At 66.7% G+C, this 15,262-nt stretch carries 17 protein-coding genes and 2 pseudogenes; 3 read left to right on the top strand and 16 right to left on the bottom strand.

The window, feature by feature from the left end:
- Window positions 1-222 precede the first annotated feature (222 nt).
- The 5 genes and pseudogenes from KO481_RS10395 to KO481_RS10375 form a co-directional block, all read right to left on the bottom strand.
- On the bottom strand, window positions 223-1,455 hold the full coding sequence (locus KO481_RS10395) for a site-specific integrase (RefSeq protein ID WP_215916849.1): 1,233 nt from the start codon (window positions 1,453-1,455) through the stop codon (window positions 223-225).
- Between the two features lie 747 nt (window positions 1,456-2,202).
- On the bottom strand, window positions 2,203-3,279 hold the full coding sequence (locus KO481_RS10390) for a tyrosine-type recombinase/integrase (protein WP_215916848.1): 1,077 nt from the start codon (window positions 3,277-3,279) through the stop codon (window positions 2,203-2,205).
- Window positions 3,239-4,353, bottom strand: a pseudogene (locus tag KO481_RS10385) (tyrosine-type recombinase/integrase). Before KO481_RS10385 ends, KO481_RS10390 begins: the two are co-directional and overlap by 41 nt.
- Window positions 4,354-4,382: 29 nt before the next feature.
- Window positions 4,383-4,805, bottom strand: a pseudogene (locus tag KO481_RS10380) (NUDIX hydrolase); the annotation flags it as partial.
- A gap of 169 nt (window positions 4,806-4,974) precedes the next feature.
- Window positions 4,975-5,244 (bottom strand): hypothetical protein, encoded by a 270-nt coding sequence (locus tag KO481_RS10375; RefSeq protein ID WP_215916847.1) that lies wholly within the window; start codon window positions 5,242-5,244, stop codon window positions 4,975-4,977.
- A gap of 26 nt (window positions 5,245-5,270) precedes the next feature.
- Here KO481_RS10375 and KO481_RS10370 point away from each other — a divergent pair, with 26 nt between their 5' ends.
- Both KO481_RS10370 and KO481_RS10365 read left to right on the top strand, forming a co-directional pair.
- Window positions 5,271-5,981 carry an NUDIX domain-containing protein gene (locus tag KO481_RS10370; RefSeq protein WP_215916846.1) on the top strand — a complete coding sequence of 237 codons (711 nt, stop codon included), beginning with the start codon at window positions 5,271-5,273 and terminating at the stop codon, window positions 5,979-5,981.
- Window positions 5,978-6,250, top strand: coding sequence for an AAA family ATPase (locus KO481_RS10365; protein WP_215916845.1), 273 nt, complete (start codon window positions 5,978-5,980; stop codon window positions 6,248-6,250). Before KO481_RS10370 ends, KO481_RS10365 begins: the two co-directional genes overlap by 4 nt.
- A gap of 213 nt (window positions 6,251-6,463) precedes the next feature.
- On the opposite strand, the gene KO481_RS10360 is transcribed toward KO481_RS10365, so the two are convergent.
- The 4 genes from KO481_RS10360 to KO481_RS10345 form a co-directional block, all read right to left on the bottom strand.
- Window positions 6,464-6,805 (bottom strand): glycosyltransferase, encoded by a 342-nt coding sequence (locus KO481_RS10360; RefSeq protein ID WP_245400726.1) that lies wholly within the window; start codon window positions 6,803-6,805, stop codon window positions 6,464-6,466.
- Window positions 6,687-7,721 carry a GAF domain-containing protein gene (locus KO481_RS10355; RefSeq protein ID WP_215916844.1) on the bottom strand — a complete coding sequence of 345 codons (1,035 nt, stop codon included), beginning with the start codon at window positions 7,719-7,721 and terminating at the stop codon, window positions 6,687-6,689. Before KO481_RS10355 ends, KO481_RS10360 begins: the two co-directional genes overlap by 119 nt.
- A gap of 150 nt (window positions 7,722-7,871) precedes the next feature.
- Window positions 7,872-8,168, bottom strand: a complete 297-nt coding sequence (locus KO481_RS44710) for an SDR family NAD(P)-dependent oxidoreductase (protein WP_372451985.1) — start codon at window positions 8,166-8,168, stop codon at window positions 7,872-7,874.
- A 135-nt stretch (window positions 8,169-8,303) separates the two neighbouring features.
- Complete coding sequence (locus KO481_RS10345) at window positions 8,304-8,711, bottom strand: nuclear transport factor 2 family protein (protein WP_215916842.1); 408 nt, start codon at window positions 8,709-8,711, stop codon at window positions 8,304-8,306.
- Between the two features lie 97 nt (window positions 8,712-8,808).
- On the opposite strand from KO481_RS10345, the gene KO481_RS10340 reads away from it, so the two are divergent.
- Window positions 8,809-9,372, top strand: coding sequence for a PadR family transcriptional regulator (locus KO481_RS10340; protein WP_245400786.1), 564 nt, complete (start codon window positions 8,809-8,811; stop codon window positions 9,370-9,372).
- 136 nt (window positions 9,373-9,508) lie between these two features.
- Here KO481_RS10340 and KO481_RS10335 read toward each other — a convergent pair whose 3' ends face one another.
- The 7 genes from KO481_RS10335 to KO481_RS10305 form a co-directional block, all read right to left on the bottom strand.
- The gene (locus tag KO481_RS10335; RefSeq protein ID WP_215916840.1) at window positions 9,509-10,171 is read right to left on the bottom strand and encodes an O-methyltransferase; all 663 of its coding nucleotides are present in this window, start codon (window positions 10,169-10,171) and stop codon (window positions 9,509-9,511) included.
- 69 nt (window positions 10,172-10,240) lie between these two features.
- Entirely contained in the window at window positions 10,241-11,962 is a 1,722-nt protein-coding gene (locus KO481_RS10330; RefSeq protein ID WP_215916839.1) for an urease subunit alpha, read from the bottom strand.
- Window positions 11,959-12,360: an urease subunit beta gene (locus tag KO481_RS10325; protein WP_215916838.1), complete on the bottom strand. Its 402-nt coding sequence runs from the start codon at window positions 12,358-12,360 to the stop codon at window positions 11,959-11,961. The genes KO481_RS10330 and KO481_RS10325 overlap by 4 nt, the downstream gene beginning before the upstream one ends.
- Window positions 12,361-12,368: 8 nt before the next feature.
- Complete coding sequence (locus KO481_RS10320; RefSeq protein WP_215916837.1) at window positions 12,369-12,671, bottom strand: urease subunit gamma; 303 nt, start codon at window positions 12,669-12,671, stop codon at window positions 12,369-12,371.
- Between the two features lie 148 nt (window positions 12,672-12,819).
- Window positions 12,820-13,266 (bottom strand): PaaI family thioesterase, encoded by a 447-nt coding sequence (locus KO481_RS10315; RefSeq protein ID WP_215916836.1) that lies wholly within the window; start codon window positions 13,264-13,266, stop codon window positions 12,820-12,822.
- A gap of 56 nt (window positions 13,267-13,322) precedes the next feature.
- Window positions 13,323-14,270, bottom strand: coding sequence for an alpha/beta fold hydrolase (locus KO481_RS10310; RefSeq protein ID WP_308166486.1), 948 nt, complete (start codon window positions 14,268-14,270; stop codon window positions 13,323-13,325).
- 261 nt (window positions 14,271-14,531) lie between these two features.
- Window positions 14,532-15,239, bottom strand: coding sequence for a hypothetical protein (locus tag KO481_RS10305; protein ID WP_215916835.1), 708 nt, complete (start codon window positions 15,237-15,239; stop codon window positions 14,532-14,534).
- Window positions 15,240-15,262: the final 23 nt, after the last annotated feature.

Below are 15,262 nucleotides of genomic sequence, written 5' to 3'. Positions count from 1 at the left end.
TCGACGGAGCGGTTGTAGTCGCGGGCATGGTGTCCCAGGGCGGCGGCGATGTTGGTGTGGCCGGCCAGGCGGAGCAGGCTCGTGAGGGTCTGACCAGGTGAGGTGATCGGGGTTGTCGTCGATCCATTTGTGAAGTGGCGCCAGGCCCTGGACGTAGTCGATCGGTTCGCTCAGTCGGCAGACGAACACGTCAGCGGTCCTCTCGAAATACCGGGCAGCAGTTCAACTTTGGCCAGGCATGCCGTCGGGTGCCTGCTCGGTCGTGGTGATGGTGCAGGCGAGGAATTGTGCCCAGCTTGTCTGGGCGTAGGCGGCCCATCGATGGGCGGAGGTCGGGCTGACGCCGAACATGTCGGTGACGACGATCGTGTCGAGGTCGGCGATGTTGGCCATCATTGCGGTGTTGCGGGCGGCGAGGCTGGGGAGGCCGAGCTTGTTGAGGGTGTCGCTCACTCCGTGGATGTTCCGGGGCCGACTGGGTGGACACCCCGGCAGGAGGTAGGGCGGTTGCGCTGCTGGGCGGGTGGTCGCCGGGGCGTGTTGGATCTGCTGTTCGATGAGTGCGGCCAGCGATGGCGGCATGACCACGGGGTGTTGGTCGATGATCAGGTAGGCGTTGGTGTCGTCGCGGGAGAACCGGTCGACGGTGAGTTCGAGAATGCGGGCGACGGGGAGGGCGTAGAGCCGGACCAGCGCTCCGATGATGCGGAACGGGAGTGGCAGGGTGTCGTCGGTCAGGCAGCGGCGAAGCTGCTCGGTGTGATCGGCTGTATTCTGAAACTGTTGTGGGAGTGAGGTTTTGATGCGTGGAATCTCGATATTGTTGGCGATCTGCATCGGCGTCACGGCCGTGGCGGTGACCGCGTCGACCTGATCGTCGGTCAGCGGAAGCGGCACGCGGGACGGCGCGGCACCCACGCGCAGGCGACGTGTCGGGTCGACGAAGACCAGTCGGTGCCGCTTGGCAAACCGGAACAGTGAGCGCAGCGCGACGAACGTTCCGACCCGTTTGTGCCCGGTCAGCCGGTTCAGCACTACGGACACGTCGGCCTGGGTGACCTCGCGCAGGTGCGATCGGGTGCTCGCCCACTCGGTCAATGGCGGATGTGCCCGGCTGAAGTAGGCGCGCAACGTCGCCTCCGCCCGAGGCCGCGCTCGTTCCTCGCCTTCGTGCAGCACCAGCATCCAGGCCCGGACGTCGTCACGGAATCCCGGTGGGAGAGTGGCGGTTCGGCGGTCGATCCACTGCCGGGTCGGTGACTCGGTGTCGTCGACGAGCCGACCGCACTGTTCGAGCACCCGCGCCGCGATCCGGGACTGCCAGACGTTGCCCAGTTCGGCACGGACCTGGCTGAGCCGGATCGGCCTGTCTTCACCATTGGCCGCCAATACGCGCCGCAACTGGTCGCCCCGGCGTCGCAGCGTTTCGAGGCTCCAGCCGCCGACATGGGCCATATCGAACAGTCGTTCCAGGACTTCTTGCTCGGCTCTGTCGGTTGGTTCGCCGAAGATCTCGGCGAACCGGAGGCCGACGAGCGGACGGGGCCGACGTTGGCGTGCGTGAACCTGGCAGCCATAACAGGCGTCTTCCCTGTCAAGTCTGGGTGTGTTGCCGAACCGGGATGACGAGAGACCACCGCGGTGTGGCGACAGGTTTTAGTTGCCACTTGCAGGTTGTATCTGTCACCAGGTGAGCGGTCGGATCTGTCACCATGTGATCCGTGGTAGCGGGGATTCACCGGAACGAGTTGGTGCGGGTTGCCGCGCGCGACAATGCCGAGTGGTGCGATGTGATGTGCCGGTCGCATGGAATAACAGGCGAATTCGACGCTGCCGTGTGGTCGAGTGCGCGTCGGACGCCTCCTCTGTATCCGGATGCGGTGACGCTGAGTCCGCAGGCGTCGGTCCAAGACATTCTGGCGCGGATCGACTGCAGCACGCCGGGTGCCTCGGTCAAGGACAGTTTTGCTTGTCTCGACCTGTCCGACGCCGGGTTTCGCGTGCTGTTCGAGGCACAGTGGATCTATCGGTCGACGGATCGGCCGCCCCCGGCCTCGACGCAGCAGCCGTGGACCGCTGTTGCTGACGTTGGAGAGCTCACCGACTGGGCCGCCGCTTGGGGTCGGAATGGTCAGACTGGTGGGGTGTTCCGGCCGGAGTTGCTGATTGAGGACTCGGTTTCGGTGCTCGGCTGCCGGGATGTCAACGGTCAGCTGGTTGCCGGAGCGGTCGTGCATCGCAGTGAGTCGGCGGTCGGGGTGTCGAATCTGTTCTATTCAGATATTTCGGCTGAGAACGCCTGGGCCGGGTGTTTGAGCACCGTCGCCCGATTGTGGCCTGGCAGTGCCGTTGTCGGCTATGAGAAGGGTGCAGACTTAGCCGCAGCCGTCGGCCACGGTTGCGACCCAGTCGGAGGAGTGCGGGTCTGGATGGTCTCGGCTGAAGTCGACGGGATGGACGGTTGAGCCACCAACGCTGCCCGTAGGTGACAACTGCAACCTGCAGATAGTCCGCGTAGAGCCGGACCAGCTCGGCGCTGATCGGGACGGTGCGCTGCTGTGGTGATTTCGCGCGAGCCCGGTTGTCGTTGATCCGACGGGTGACGGTCAGCTCCCGCTCGGCCACGGCCAGATCCTCGTGCCGCAGGCCGAGGGCTTCACCGATCCGAATGCCGCTGTCCCACAACAATGCCCACAAGAAGCGATCTCGCAGCCGTGTGCAGCTATCCAGAATGGCCTGCACCTGGGTGGCTGTGATCAAGGTGGGCCGCTTGCGGGCCGCAGCGAGCTTGATCGTGCGCCGCCGTTCGGGCTTGCCGCCGCTGAGGTGGAAGAGGAACGGCTTCCACCCCGACCTACGCCGCTGGGCCGGGGCCAACTCGGTGACCAGATCTCCCAGATCGACACCGTGCCGGGCGTGGAAGGTATACAGACCACCGACGGCGGAGAGCTTTCGGTTGATCGTCACCGCCGAGCAATGATGCTGTGCGGAGGGCAACACGGCCACCCCGCCGGCGCGGCCGGCGGGTGGCAGCCGCAGCCACGAGACGAACTCGCCGAGGTCTTCCAACCGGACCTCGCGCCAGTCCAGGCCGCGGATATCGAGGTAGACGAACCAGTCCTTCAGATCGTGGGCGTACGCCTTGATCGTGTTCGGGGACCGCTCGATATCGGTCATGTAGGCCAGGTAGCGCTCGATCGGCTCTACTGGCCCGCCGTCGCCGAGAACGTTCCATGAATCAAGCGACGAGCCGGTCGTCAGTACCCGCTGTACGAGCATCGAACCTCCGAAGAATCTGCGTGATGGACGGCAGCAGATAACCACCTCCACGACGCCGATTCACCCGGTACTTCCCTGCGTGGTGCACGTGATGGACACCCATTCGGGGGCTGTAGATAGCCTGCGAAAACCTTGGGGGATAACCGAATTCGGTCCAGTGAGTGATCGTGCTGTGGCGCAGGCAGTGAACATCGAGGTTCTCGTCCAGGTCCGCGGCCCGCCGGATCTCCACGAACGCCTCGTTGATCGAGCGCGGCGAGAACCTGCCCACCCGCTCGGTGACCCACAGCGCCGGATCTTTCCCGGCGAGAACCGTGGTCGCAGCTCTGTGAGCCACTCCTCCAACACATCCACGGCCCAGTCCATCTCCGGCACCAACAACACCGACCGCCGCTTGGGCGGCGAGCCCTTCGACGCCTTGCCGAACCGCACCGTCACGCTGCCGACACCGTGCAACTGCGGCAGCTTCGGATTGCACCGCAGGTCAACCAGGTCCAGCTTCGAGGTCTCGGTGCGGCGCAACCCGAACGCATAGATCGTCTTGATCACCGCCGCGTCGCGCGCAGCGCACAGCGCGCCCTTCACACCCCGCCCGGCGATCTTGCCCGGGCGCGCCTCGGCCGCGGCGAACGACGCCTGGATCTCGTCGTAGGTCAACGGCCGCCGACGCGGGTCGCCCTCGTAATCCACACGGTGCACGACCGAGTTGCCCTCATGAAAGATCAGCTGCGGCACCTCACCGAACCGCTTCTCACACTCCCCGGCCCATCCATAACGGGTATCGCACAGGAACTCGAGGAACAGGTTGATCTCGACCTCGTAGGCACGAACCGTCGACACCTTGCGCGGCCGCTCCCGGTTGCGCAGGTCGTCGATGAACGCCTCACCCTCCGCAGGTGTCCACTGCCACGGATACAACCCAGTGAAGTCCACCAGCCGGCGCATCAACCGCAGCCGTGGGGCGATACACGAATCCTTCAGGAACCGAGCAGACTGCTGACGCCTCCAAGCCTCCAACATCGCCTCGAACACCGCCGACGCCGGATCGAGGTGAACAACGTTGTCCGCCAACACCAGATGCGCAGAACCGAGCGGCTGCAGGGTCACTCAACCGTTGTAACCGATGCAACGTTGATGTAGCGCGTGTCGATGCCCAGCTGGGAGCGTCCAGACATCACGGACAGCCACTGACAACCATCGGACTGGAAGTCCGGCAGCTGCTGACGCATGCTGGGGTGAATATCATAGGCGTCCAGATCGTTTGGCATGACAAAGGCAACGCCGTCGGCTTCATCGTTGATCGTCGGCTCGCCCGAGACCGGGCGGCCGATGTAGCAGTTCTCGTATCGTTGGCGGACCTCGCCGTCGGTGTAGGCGACGATATGGTGCGGATTGCTGTACACCCCAAGGAATCCCGTGATCTGCGCGGTGATGCCGGTTTCCTCGGCGCATTCGCGGATGGCGCATTCGGCGGCGGTCTCACCGAAGTCCATGGCCCCGCCGGGTAGTGCCCATTGGTCGGTGTCGCGGCGCCGCTGTCGAGCGTGCGGCTACCCGGCGGACCACCTCGACCACAAGCCCGTGGGCTTGGCGCGGCCACGCACTGCTGCCATGCGTTTGTCAGCTCTCTACTGTTGCGGCGGAGTGCAGCGACTTCGCCCTTCAGCTGTCGCTCCCATTCCGGAATGTCGGCACTCACGGCGTCCTGGGCCGTTCGATGATCGTGCCTGGCACGATGATCGGTTTCAGCTCGGCGTCGAGTGCGATCGTCGTCTTGCCTGGGGCCGTGTGGATCTCGATGGTCCTGATCGTCGCGTCGGTAGGACTGCCAGCGTGCTGGACCGTGAGGGTATCGCCGATGTGGACCGGCTCGCCCGACAGGACGCCGGTGACGAAGATCCATTGGGCACGGCTGCGGAGAGCATCGACGCGCTCGACAAGTAGGCGTGAGATCGGCTCGGTCATAATCTATTCCCTCGCCATGTTGCTACGTGGGCGTCTTCGGCTGCGTGGCTTCTTCCTCGTTCGCTGCGGTTGCCGAGCTTATGACAACGCCGAACTCCTTGCCAACCGTCCTTGACGTCGGTGAACGGTTCTGTCCTACCCCGGGTGTAACGTCCGCCGGTATGGGGCCTGCCACTGCTGTCGTTGCGGATATCATTGCCGGGATCACGCCGTTCGATGATCTCGAACAACGGCATATGGCAACGACTTTGGACTGGCTCGGGTCGACCGATGACATCTTCCGCCGCGCCAAACCCGCGACGCCCTCACCCCACCTGGTCGCCTACGTGGTCCTCATCGATCCTCGGGAACGCGGCGTCTATCTCGGGCAGCACCTCAAGGCTGGCCTGCATCTGCCGATGGGCGGACACGTCGAGCCCGGCGAGCATCCACTCGCAGCCGCGCGTCGCGAGGCCGCCGAGGAACTGGGCATAGAAGCACTATTTGACCTGGTCGGCGACGCCCCTCTGTTCCTCACGCGAACTACCACGGTCGGCCAGACGGCAGGGCACATCGATGTGTCGCTGTGGTTCGTGGCCCGTGGCGAGCGCGCCCGCGAGTATCCGCTGGATCCGGACGAGTTCGCCGGCGGCCTGTGGTGGGATCTGGACCCGTATGGACTTCCCGCCACCGATCCGCATCTTCCACGATTCATTCGCAAACTCGACAGCGTCCTGACTCCACAGGCGATGCCTTGAGCGTCCTGATCGTGTTGCGCGGCAACTCGGGCTCGGGCAAATCGACGATAGCCCGCGCGGTGCAGCAACGATTCCCACGTGCCAGTTGCCTTGTTGTGCCGCAGGATACGATCCGCAGGCGCATGCTCCGAGAGTTCGATATTCCTGCAGCGACCAATATCGATCTCATCGAGCACGTCGCTGCATTCGGGTTGGCGCCCGATCACCTGCCGCTGAAGACGACCATGAACATCGCCAAGCTCCGGGATCAACTCATTGGTGCAGGGTGAAGATCTGCGAGGGCTGTGTCGGCAGAGTCTTTGTCTAAGAGACGATTTCGCCAAGAGTGCACGTGTCAGTAGGTCTAGTTTGTGTCGGTGCCTCGGTATTGCTCGACGGAGATTGGTTCGACACCGGGCTTCATGTGGTCGAGGTAGAGCCGTCCGTGCAGGTGGTCGATCTCGTTGGCGACCAGGCGTGCGACGCCGCGCTCGAACCCGCGGCTACCTGACCGATTCACCACCAGCGACGTCCCGCACCAGCTTGGCCAATCGCTGCCCCGCATCCGGGCGCCCCAGCTCGCGCGCGGCCTTGCCCACCCGCGCTCGGGCATCCGGATCGCTCAGCAACTGCGCCACAGCCGCACCGACGCTCTTGCTGGTCACCGTCCCCGACACCGTGATCGCAGCACCCGCCTCGGTGAGCAGCCGCGCCGCCCGCGCCTGCTCACCCCCGGCTGAGGACGACAGCGGAATCAGTACCGCGGGCTTGCCCAACGCGGTCAGTTCGGCGATCGTCCCGGCGCCAGCACGGCACACCACCACCTCGGCCAGCGCCAATGCCATCCAATGCTCGCACACGCATCCGTCCCTCACTGCGACCCTCACGAAGGGCCTCAGACATCGCACGTGCAATGCCGATATCATCCGGGTGAATTGCGGGCGTCGGCTCGTCCTGCAGTCCTTCCCAGGCAATGCCAGGCATCGGCCGACCCATCCAACGCAGCAGTTGCAGCGTTCGCGCATTCATGATGACGCGGTACTCGCCTTCGTCAGCGGACGTGTCGAGCACTCGGTGCTCGAGGATCGTTACCGGTGGTGCCACAGGTGTCTCAGTCGCCGGCCCGATATCGTGTGTGATTCCACGCAACAACTTCTCGACCTTGGCATCTGGTCCGGTCTCGTGGACCATTCGGCAGGAGTAATGAGCAGCGCGGAGCTCGCCGTCCTGGCGTTGTATGGTCCATACCTGTTGGGTCTCGGCGCCATCCTCTGCTTGTACGAGCCGAGCTAACGAGTCACCTTGTTTGGCGTAGTTCGGTGTCAGCGGTTCGGCGAATACGGCAGCGATCGAATGCTCCCGAAGTGCATCGAATTCCTCGGGCGGATACCCCATGAGAGCAAGCAAATCATCACTCCGTCGTGACGTATCGGCGGTGAGGTCGAAAACCCATGCGCCAGCCCGGTCCCGCGGCGGGACAGCCTCGGTTGGGGGACCTGACCGCAACATCACGCCGTGCAGATGATTCGGCGAAATCACCAGCGGCACAGCGATAGTACGGCGGGTCCCATCAGCGGACACCCGGTCGACCTGCCGGTAAGTGGCGGCCGCCTCCGCGATAGCGACCCTGGCCTCGGCCAGCGTGGTTCGGTTCTTGATGATGCTATCCAAAGGCACGAACTTCTTCGGCGCCCGCCCTACCGCGATTACGGTGGGCCGCCGCCCCCGGAACATCTCGAGCAGCAGCCATTTCGTTGCCATGTCGCCCCCTTCAGCGATAGGTTTTCCATCATTCGAACGCTGTGCCGATGCCCCGTCATTGCTTTGGTCTTGAGATGAGCCGAAGGAACTCGCCGAAGTGCGGGCCAGCGATCCGGGCGGCGAGTTCGGTGCGCCGGGCGTCTGCTCCGATCAGCACCCGGGCGCTACCGCGCTCGACACCAGGATTCGGCGGGCGGCTTCGTCGGCATCGGTCCGGGCGATTTGGTCCTCGAAGCGGGTGACGATCGCATTACGGTCGACGTCCGGCGCCAGCCACGCAGACCGCGAAATCGGTGTCCGGACCCCACCCGGATACACCGCGGTCACTGCAACATTCGTGCCCGCAAGCTCGGCCCGTAGCGATTCGGTGAAACCTCGCAGTGCGAACTTCGAGGCGCAGTATGGTCCGTGGTGCGCCGAGCCGATAAGACCCAAAGCCGATGACACGGTCGCGATCGACGCTGGCCGGCCGGTGCCGATCAAGTGCGGCAAGAACGCCCTGGCACCGATGGCGCTTTCCAGGCCGTCCGATTCAGCGGGGAGATCGTGGCGACAACCCCGCCCTGTCCGGCATGCCGCGACTCAGACGGCGGGATAGAAGCTGCGGCCGTTCGCACCGCCCGACACCGACCACACCTCGACGATCTTGCCGTCGACGAAGCGCAGGATGTCGGTCCCGCTGATGTCCATCACACCGTCCGGCGTCGGGCGGCTCGCACCGTAAGGCCGGGCGATGATGCCCGAGCGTTCACCGTCGGCCCGCACTACCGGCACCCCCTGCGCCTCGTATCGCAGCCCGGGCCGTTCCGCACGGAACTGCTCGATCCGCTTCGCGAGCGCCTGCGGATCACGGATCGTGTCGAAGGCGTCCGCCCCCGGCTGCGCATACCGCAGGGTGACCTCCGGCGCGACGATCTCCTCGGCGACCGCGAGATCGCCGTTCCACAGCACGACCCAGCGCTCGAACAGCTCGATACCGAATTCGCTCATCACATGCTCCCAATAGTCTCATTGATACGGTTTCGACGAGATGAATGTATAGTCTCAGTGAGATGGTGTCAATGGGAAGAAGGAACGGGAGGTGGCAATGCCCGAGTTCGGGCTGCAGGACCACATCGTGCTGGGGCTGATCGCGCGGCACGGCCCGCTCACCCCGTACGAGCTGAAGGCGCGGGTCGAGGAGGGGGTCGAGTATTTCTGGCCGATCCCGCACGCTCAGCTTTACCGGGTGCCGGTACGGCTGGCCGAACAGGGCCTCCTGCGCGAGGAGGCGGAGGAGACCGGACGGCGGCGCCGGGTCTTCCATCTCACCGACGCAGGCCGTGCGGCGCTGCGGCACTGGCTGGCCGATCCGGTCTGCCCGCCGCCCGAGACCCGCGATCCCGCGCAGCTGAAGCTGTTTTTCGCCGATCTGGGCGCACCCGGTGACGTGGTCGCGCTGGCCAACGGCCAAGCGGCAGAGCATCGCCGATGGCTGGAGCAGTACCGCGAACTGCATACCGCGATCGACCCGCACGACAGCGCCCGGGCCGAATCACGCGCCCGGATACTGGAACTGGGCATCATGCACGAGCAAGCGTACGTCGATTTCTGGGAAGATCTGGCGCGACAGCCGAAGCGCTCACCCGCCCGAAACGACGGCAAGCAGTAGGCCGCCCCCGGCGCCCGGCAACAACCCGATCGGTCCAGGAACACCGGACGACCACCCCGTGGCCGGGCTGAGCATCGATACGGTCGGAATCGTATGGCTCGATTCCGGCTCATTCGCAGCGTCTAGTCGACGACGCTCACTCGAGAACGATCGCGTACGCGAAACCGTCCCATCCCTTGCTCCCGACGGTCTGCAGGGCAGTCGCATCCAGGCGGGGTTCGGCGGCGAGCAGTTCCAGGACCTCGCGGCTGGCGCGGACCATCTCGTCCGGGGAGTCCGCGTCGGCGATGCCGCCCTCGCGGACCACATTGTCGACGATGACCACCGAACCGGGGCGGGTCAGGCGCAGCGCCCACCGCACATAGTTGGCGTTGTTGACCTTGTCGGCGTCGATGAAGACCAGATCGAACGGTTCGGGCCGCTCCGCCTCGAGGACGGGCAGGCTGTCCAGGGCCGCACCGACCCGGATCTCGACGCGCTTGCCGACACCGGCCCGGTCCAGATTCTCCCGGGCGACCTCGGCATGGTGTTCCCGGAATTCCATGGTGACGACCTGCCCCTCCTCGCCGACCGCCCGCGCCAGCCAGATCGTGCTGTAGCCGCCGAGGGTGCCGATCTCCAGCACCCGCCGCGCCCGCATCGACCGCGCGATCAGGTTCAGGAACTTCCCCTGCGGCGGCGAGACGTCGATGGGCGGGAGCCCCGCGGCCGAATTCGCCTCCCGCACAAACGAATCCCCGTCCCCAACCATGGTCTGCACCAGATAGTTGTCTACCGCGTCCCACTCGGAATTCGTCATACCATCAGTGTGCCAGCCCGCACCGACAAGATCGACGGCTTGCTCATCGAACCACGGACAGGGCGGCACTCAGAACAGGAAATACCGTTGCGCCATGGGCAACTCCGCGGCGGGCTGCTCGGCCCAGACCTCGCCGTCCACCCGGACTGTGAAGGTGTCCGGATCGACCTCGATGCGAGGCATGGCGTCGTTGTGCGGCAGATCGGCCTTGGTGCGGCTGCGGACGTTGGCGACCGGAACCAGCTTCCGGTGCACGCGCAGGCGGTCGGCCAGGCCCGATTCGATGGCCTGCTCGGAGACGAAATGCAGCGACGTGCCCGCGGCGACGGCCGGGGCCGCGCCGAACATGGGGCGCGGCAGCACCGGCTGCGGGGTCGGGATCGAGGCGTTCGCATCGCCCATGGCCGCCCACGCGATCGCGCCGCCCTTGAGCACCGCATGCGGGCGCACCCCGAAGAACGCGGGCTCCCACAGCACCAGGTCGGCCAGCTTGCCGACCTCGATGGAACCGATCTCGTGGTCCAGGCCGTGCGTAATCGCCGGGCAGATAGTGTATTTCGCGACATAGCGCCGCACCCGGTTGTTGTCCGCGGCGCCGTCCCCGGGCAGCGCGCCCCGGCGGCGCTTCATCATGTGCGCGGTCTGCCAGGTGCGCATCACCACCTCGCCGATGCGGCCCATGGCCTGTGAATCGCTGCCGATCATCGAGATCGCGCCCAGGTCGTGCAGCAGATCCTCCGCGGCGATGGTGGAGGGGCGGATCCGGCTCTCGGCGAAGGCCAGATCCTCCGGGATGGCCGGATTCAGGTGATGGCACACCATGAGCATGTCCAGATGCTCGTCGAGGGTGTTGATGGTATGCGGCCGGGTGGGATTGGTGGAGCTGGGCATCACGTTGGGATGCGCGGCGACGGTGATGATGTCGGGCGCGTGCCCGCCGCCGGCGCCCTCGGTGTGATACGAGTGGATGGCCCGGCCCGCGATCGCGGCGAGGGTGTCCTCTACGAATCCGGCCTCGTTCAGGGTGTCCGAATGCAGCGCCACCTGCACGCCCGCGGCATCGGCCACCGTCAGGCAGGCATCGATCGCCGCCGGCGTGGTACCCCAGTCCTCGTGCAGCTTGAATCCGCCCGCGCCGCCGCGCAATTGCTCCCACATGGCCTCGTGGCGCACCGTGTTGCCCTTGCCGAGCAGCAGGATGTTCACCGGCCAGCCGTCGGTGGCCTCGAGCATTCGGCCCAGGTGCCAGGCGCCGGGACTGACCGTGGTCGCCTTGCTGCCCTCGGCCGGGCCGGTGCCGCCGCCGATCATCGTGGTGATGCCGCCGCCCAGGGCCTCCTCGAGCAGCTGCGGGCAGATGAAGTGCACGTGGCAGTCGATCGCGCCGGGGGTGACGATGCGGCCGTTGCCCGCGATGATCTCCGTCGACGCCCCGATCACCAGATCCGGATGCACGCCGTTCATGGTGTCCGGATTGCCGGCCTTGCCGATCGCGCAGATGCGGCCGTCGCGAATGCCGATGTCGGCCTTGATGATTCCCCAGTGATCCACGATCACCACGCCGGTGATGACGGTGTCGGGGGCGCCCTCGGCGCGGGTCGCGCGGGCCTGGCCCATCGACTCGCGCAGCACCTTGCCGCCGCCGAAGACGGCCTCGTCACCGGCCGATCCCGGCCCGCCGCTGCGGTCCTCGGTGATCTCGATCAGCAGATCGGTGTCCGCCAGGCGAATTCGATCGCCCACGGTGGGCCCGAACAGTTCGGCGTAGCGGGCGCGGCTGAGTCTGCTCATAGTGTTCCGTCCACAATTCCGCGTTCGGTGGAGGCCGACAGGGCGTCCAGGGGCCCGGGGGCCTGCAGGCTGATCCCGTACACTTCGCGGGTCCCACCCAGGGGCACCAGCGAGACTCGTTGCCCCAGACCGGGTTCGAAGCGCACGGCGGTGCCGGCGGGAATGTCCAGGCGGCGGCCGTGCGCCGCGGCCCGATCGAAGTCCAGCGCGGCGTTGGCCTGCGGGAAATGCACGTGCGAGCCGACCTGGACCGGCCGGTCACCGGTATTGACCACATCGAGTTCGATCCGGTCCGCACCGGCGTTGATCTCGACGGGATCCTCGGCGTACAGAAATTCGCCGGGGACCAGGGAGCTGCGGGTATTCGGGGCGGTCGCGCCCGGATGATCCTGACCCATAACGCGTTTCAGCCGATCGGGTGGTGGACGGTGACGAGCTTGGTGCCGTCGGGGAAGGTCGCCTCGACCTGCACGTCGGCGATCATCTCCGGGATGCCGTCCATGACGTCGTCGCGGGTCAGGACCGTGCGGCCGGAGGCCATCAGCTCGGCGACGGTGCGGCCGTCGCGGGCGCCTTCGAGCACGTGATCGGTGATGATCGCCACAGCCTCGGGGTGATTGAGCCGCAGCCCGCGGGCCCGGCGACGACGGGCCAGCTCGGCCGCGTAGCTGAGCATCAGTCGTTCCTGCTCATGCGGCGACAATCGCATGCTGGCTCTCCTCGGGCGGATCAATAAGGTACATCAATAAGTGTCGGCAATTCTGGCACGGCGGGCGCGCCCCCGCGAGCCGACTCCCTCACCCGGGTCGTCGGCGCAACCCGCCTCGACCTGCGGCGTCGCCCGGGCCGCGGCGGCATCACGCCGCGGCGGGCAGATTCTGCAGGCGCACCTGGCCGCGCGCGACGACGCGATCGGTTTCGTCGGTGATCACGACCTGCCACAGCTGCTGCAGGCGGCCGCGGTGCAGCGGCGTGGCGACCGCGCGCAGCACGCCCTCGCGGACCGCGCGCAGGAAATCGGTGTTGTTGTTCACGCCGACGACCGTGCCGCGATCGCCGTACCAGACCCCGCCGCCGATGCTGGCCAGCGTCTCGATCACGGTGCAGTACACGCCGCCGTTGACGATGCCCGCGGGCTGGTGCTGCTGGGGTGACACCACCCATTCCCCGACGACGCGCTCGGGTGAGATCTCCGTGTACTTCAGGCCGATCAGATCGGTGAAGAATCCCTCGCTCAACTGGGCCATGGCCGCGGGCGTCAGATCCGCCAGCGAACGGATCTCGGGCCGATCGTGCTGTGTCATGAGAAAAACAGTCGCACAGGTCCCGGACCATCCGGTTCGCGGGGTGGTAGCGGGTTCTACAGCCCGGCCAGGAAGCGTGTCAGCGCCTCGTTGACCTCCGCCGGGCGCTCCTGCTGAGCCCAGTGTCCACAGCCGGGCAGCACCACCGTCTCGCGCAGCCCGGGTATCAGGGTGGGCAGCGCGCCGATGAGACCCGGGGCGTTGGCGCCGAACGAGTCCCGGTCGCCGTACACGAACAGGCCCGGCACGGTGATCCGTGCCCCGTCCCAGGCGGCCATGAGCTCCCAGCTCAGATCCGTTGCGCGGTAATAGTTCAGCCCGCCGGTGAAGCCGGTCCTCGCGAATGTCGATACCAGCGCGTCGAACTCGGCCGGGGTGAGCCACGGCGGCGGTGCACCCGGATCCGGATGGGCGTCCAGCCAACGTCCGCCCGGCGCCAGGACCGGATCCCACAGTTGTTGCGCAGCACCGGATCCCGAGTACAACACGCGACGGAACGTCTCGGTGAGATCGGCCGACAGTTCGGCCTCGGCCGGCCCCTCCTGCTGGAAGTGCTGAATGTAGTGCCGCTCACCGAACCGCTCACACATCATCGCTCGCAGGCTGCGCGGGCCGCGCGGCACATACGGCACGCTCAGGCCCGCTACCGCGCGGATCCGGTCCGGGCGCAACAGCGCGGTCGTCCAAGCGACCATCGCGCCCCAGTCGTGCCCGACGACGACCGCCCGGTCGGCGCCGAGCGCATCGAGCAGGCCGATCACGTCCCCGGCGAGGTGCAGCTGGGTGTAATGCCGGACGCCCTCGGGCGCCTCGGTGTCGCCGTATCCACGCAGGTCGGGCGCGACCGCGTGGTATCCCGCCGCTGCGAGCACGGGCAGCTGATGCCGCCACGCGGCGGAGTAGGCGAGGAATCCGTGCAGCAGCACCACCAGCGGGCCGCTGCCCGCCTCCGCGAGATGCATTCGGATACCGTTGGATTCGACGAATCGATGCGAAATGCTCACGCGGGCAGACGATATCGGCGATGCATCCGCAGGGTAAGAACGTACCCTCGGGTGCGGTAGTAAACCGCGGGTATGCGTCCAGGACAGGGCCGTGCCACGTCACGAAGGGGTGAGGCAGACCACGCGGGCGCCGGGTTACCCGACGAGAGCGGCGGGTCCCGCCCGAAGGACGGAACCCGCCGCGGCAGTGGATCGGGGAGTCGACCGCAGCCCTCGGGACTCGCTCGCGATCCGTGCGCCGCGCTCGACTATAGGCCAGGCTTACCTAACCAGGCAAGAGCGCCGCACCGGCAGGCCCAGCTCCTGCATCGCCGCCAGCAGGGCCTGCCCCCGCTCGGCACCACGCGTCGACGAGGTGCCCGCCAGATCCGGCACATAGGTCGACGCGCCGACCACGGTCTCAGCCACCAGCGCCCAGAACCGGCGCGGGCTCAGCCCCGCACACCGCCATACGTTCTGCTGCAACAGCGTCAGTGCGGCCACACACCGATGCGCCAACCACACCAGCAGCGCCCACTCGCACGGCAACACGACCACGCCCGGCTCCCCCGCCAGCCGATCCCCCTCCACGACGCGAATCGTGGTATCCGACAGGCCCGCCCAGTCGACGCCACCGTCGTTGTCGGTGTGCACCCACAGGTTCTCGAGCCCGGGGTCCCACGCCCGCCCCTCGGCCACCAGCAGCGCGACCACCCGGCCGACCACGGCATGGATGAGCGCCGTGGCGACAACCTCCGCGGCGACGTCGGCACTGCTCATCTCGGCCGCGTGCCGCCGGTACATCAGCTCGATGCGGCCCTCGCGCAGCCCGTCGGACAGCCGCCACCAGCGGCGCCTGCCGTGCTCGGCCATTGCGGCCACGGCGTAGACGCGCGGATGCTCCGGCTGCAGCGCGCGCAGCCGCTCACAGACACGCCCGAAGGCCTGTTCGCAGCGACGGGTCGGGCAGGCGGTGATCGGTTCGAACATTCGAACCTCCTCCTCGGTTGGCA

It is taken from the genome of Nocardia albiluteola (genome assembly GCF_018860155.1).
GTDB classification, from domain to species: Bacteria; Actinomycetota; Actinomycetes; order Mycobacteriales; family Mycobacteriaceae; genus Nocardia; species Nocardia albiluteola.
Note: the sequence above shows the minus strand (reverse complement) of the source record. Positions and strands in the feature narration are given on the sequence as shown.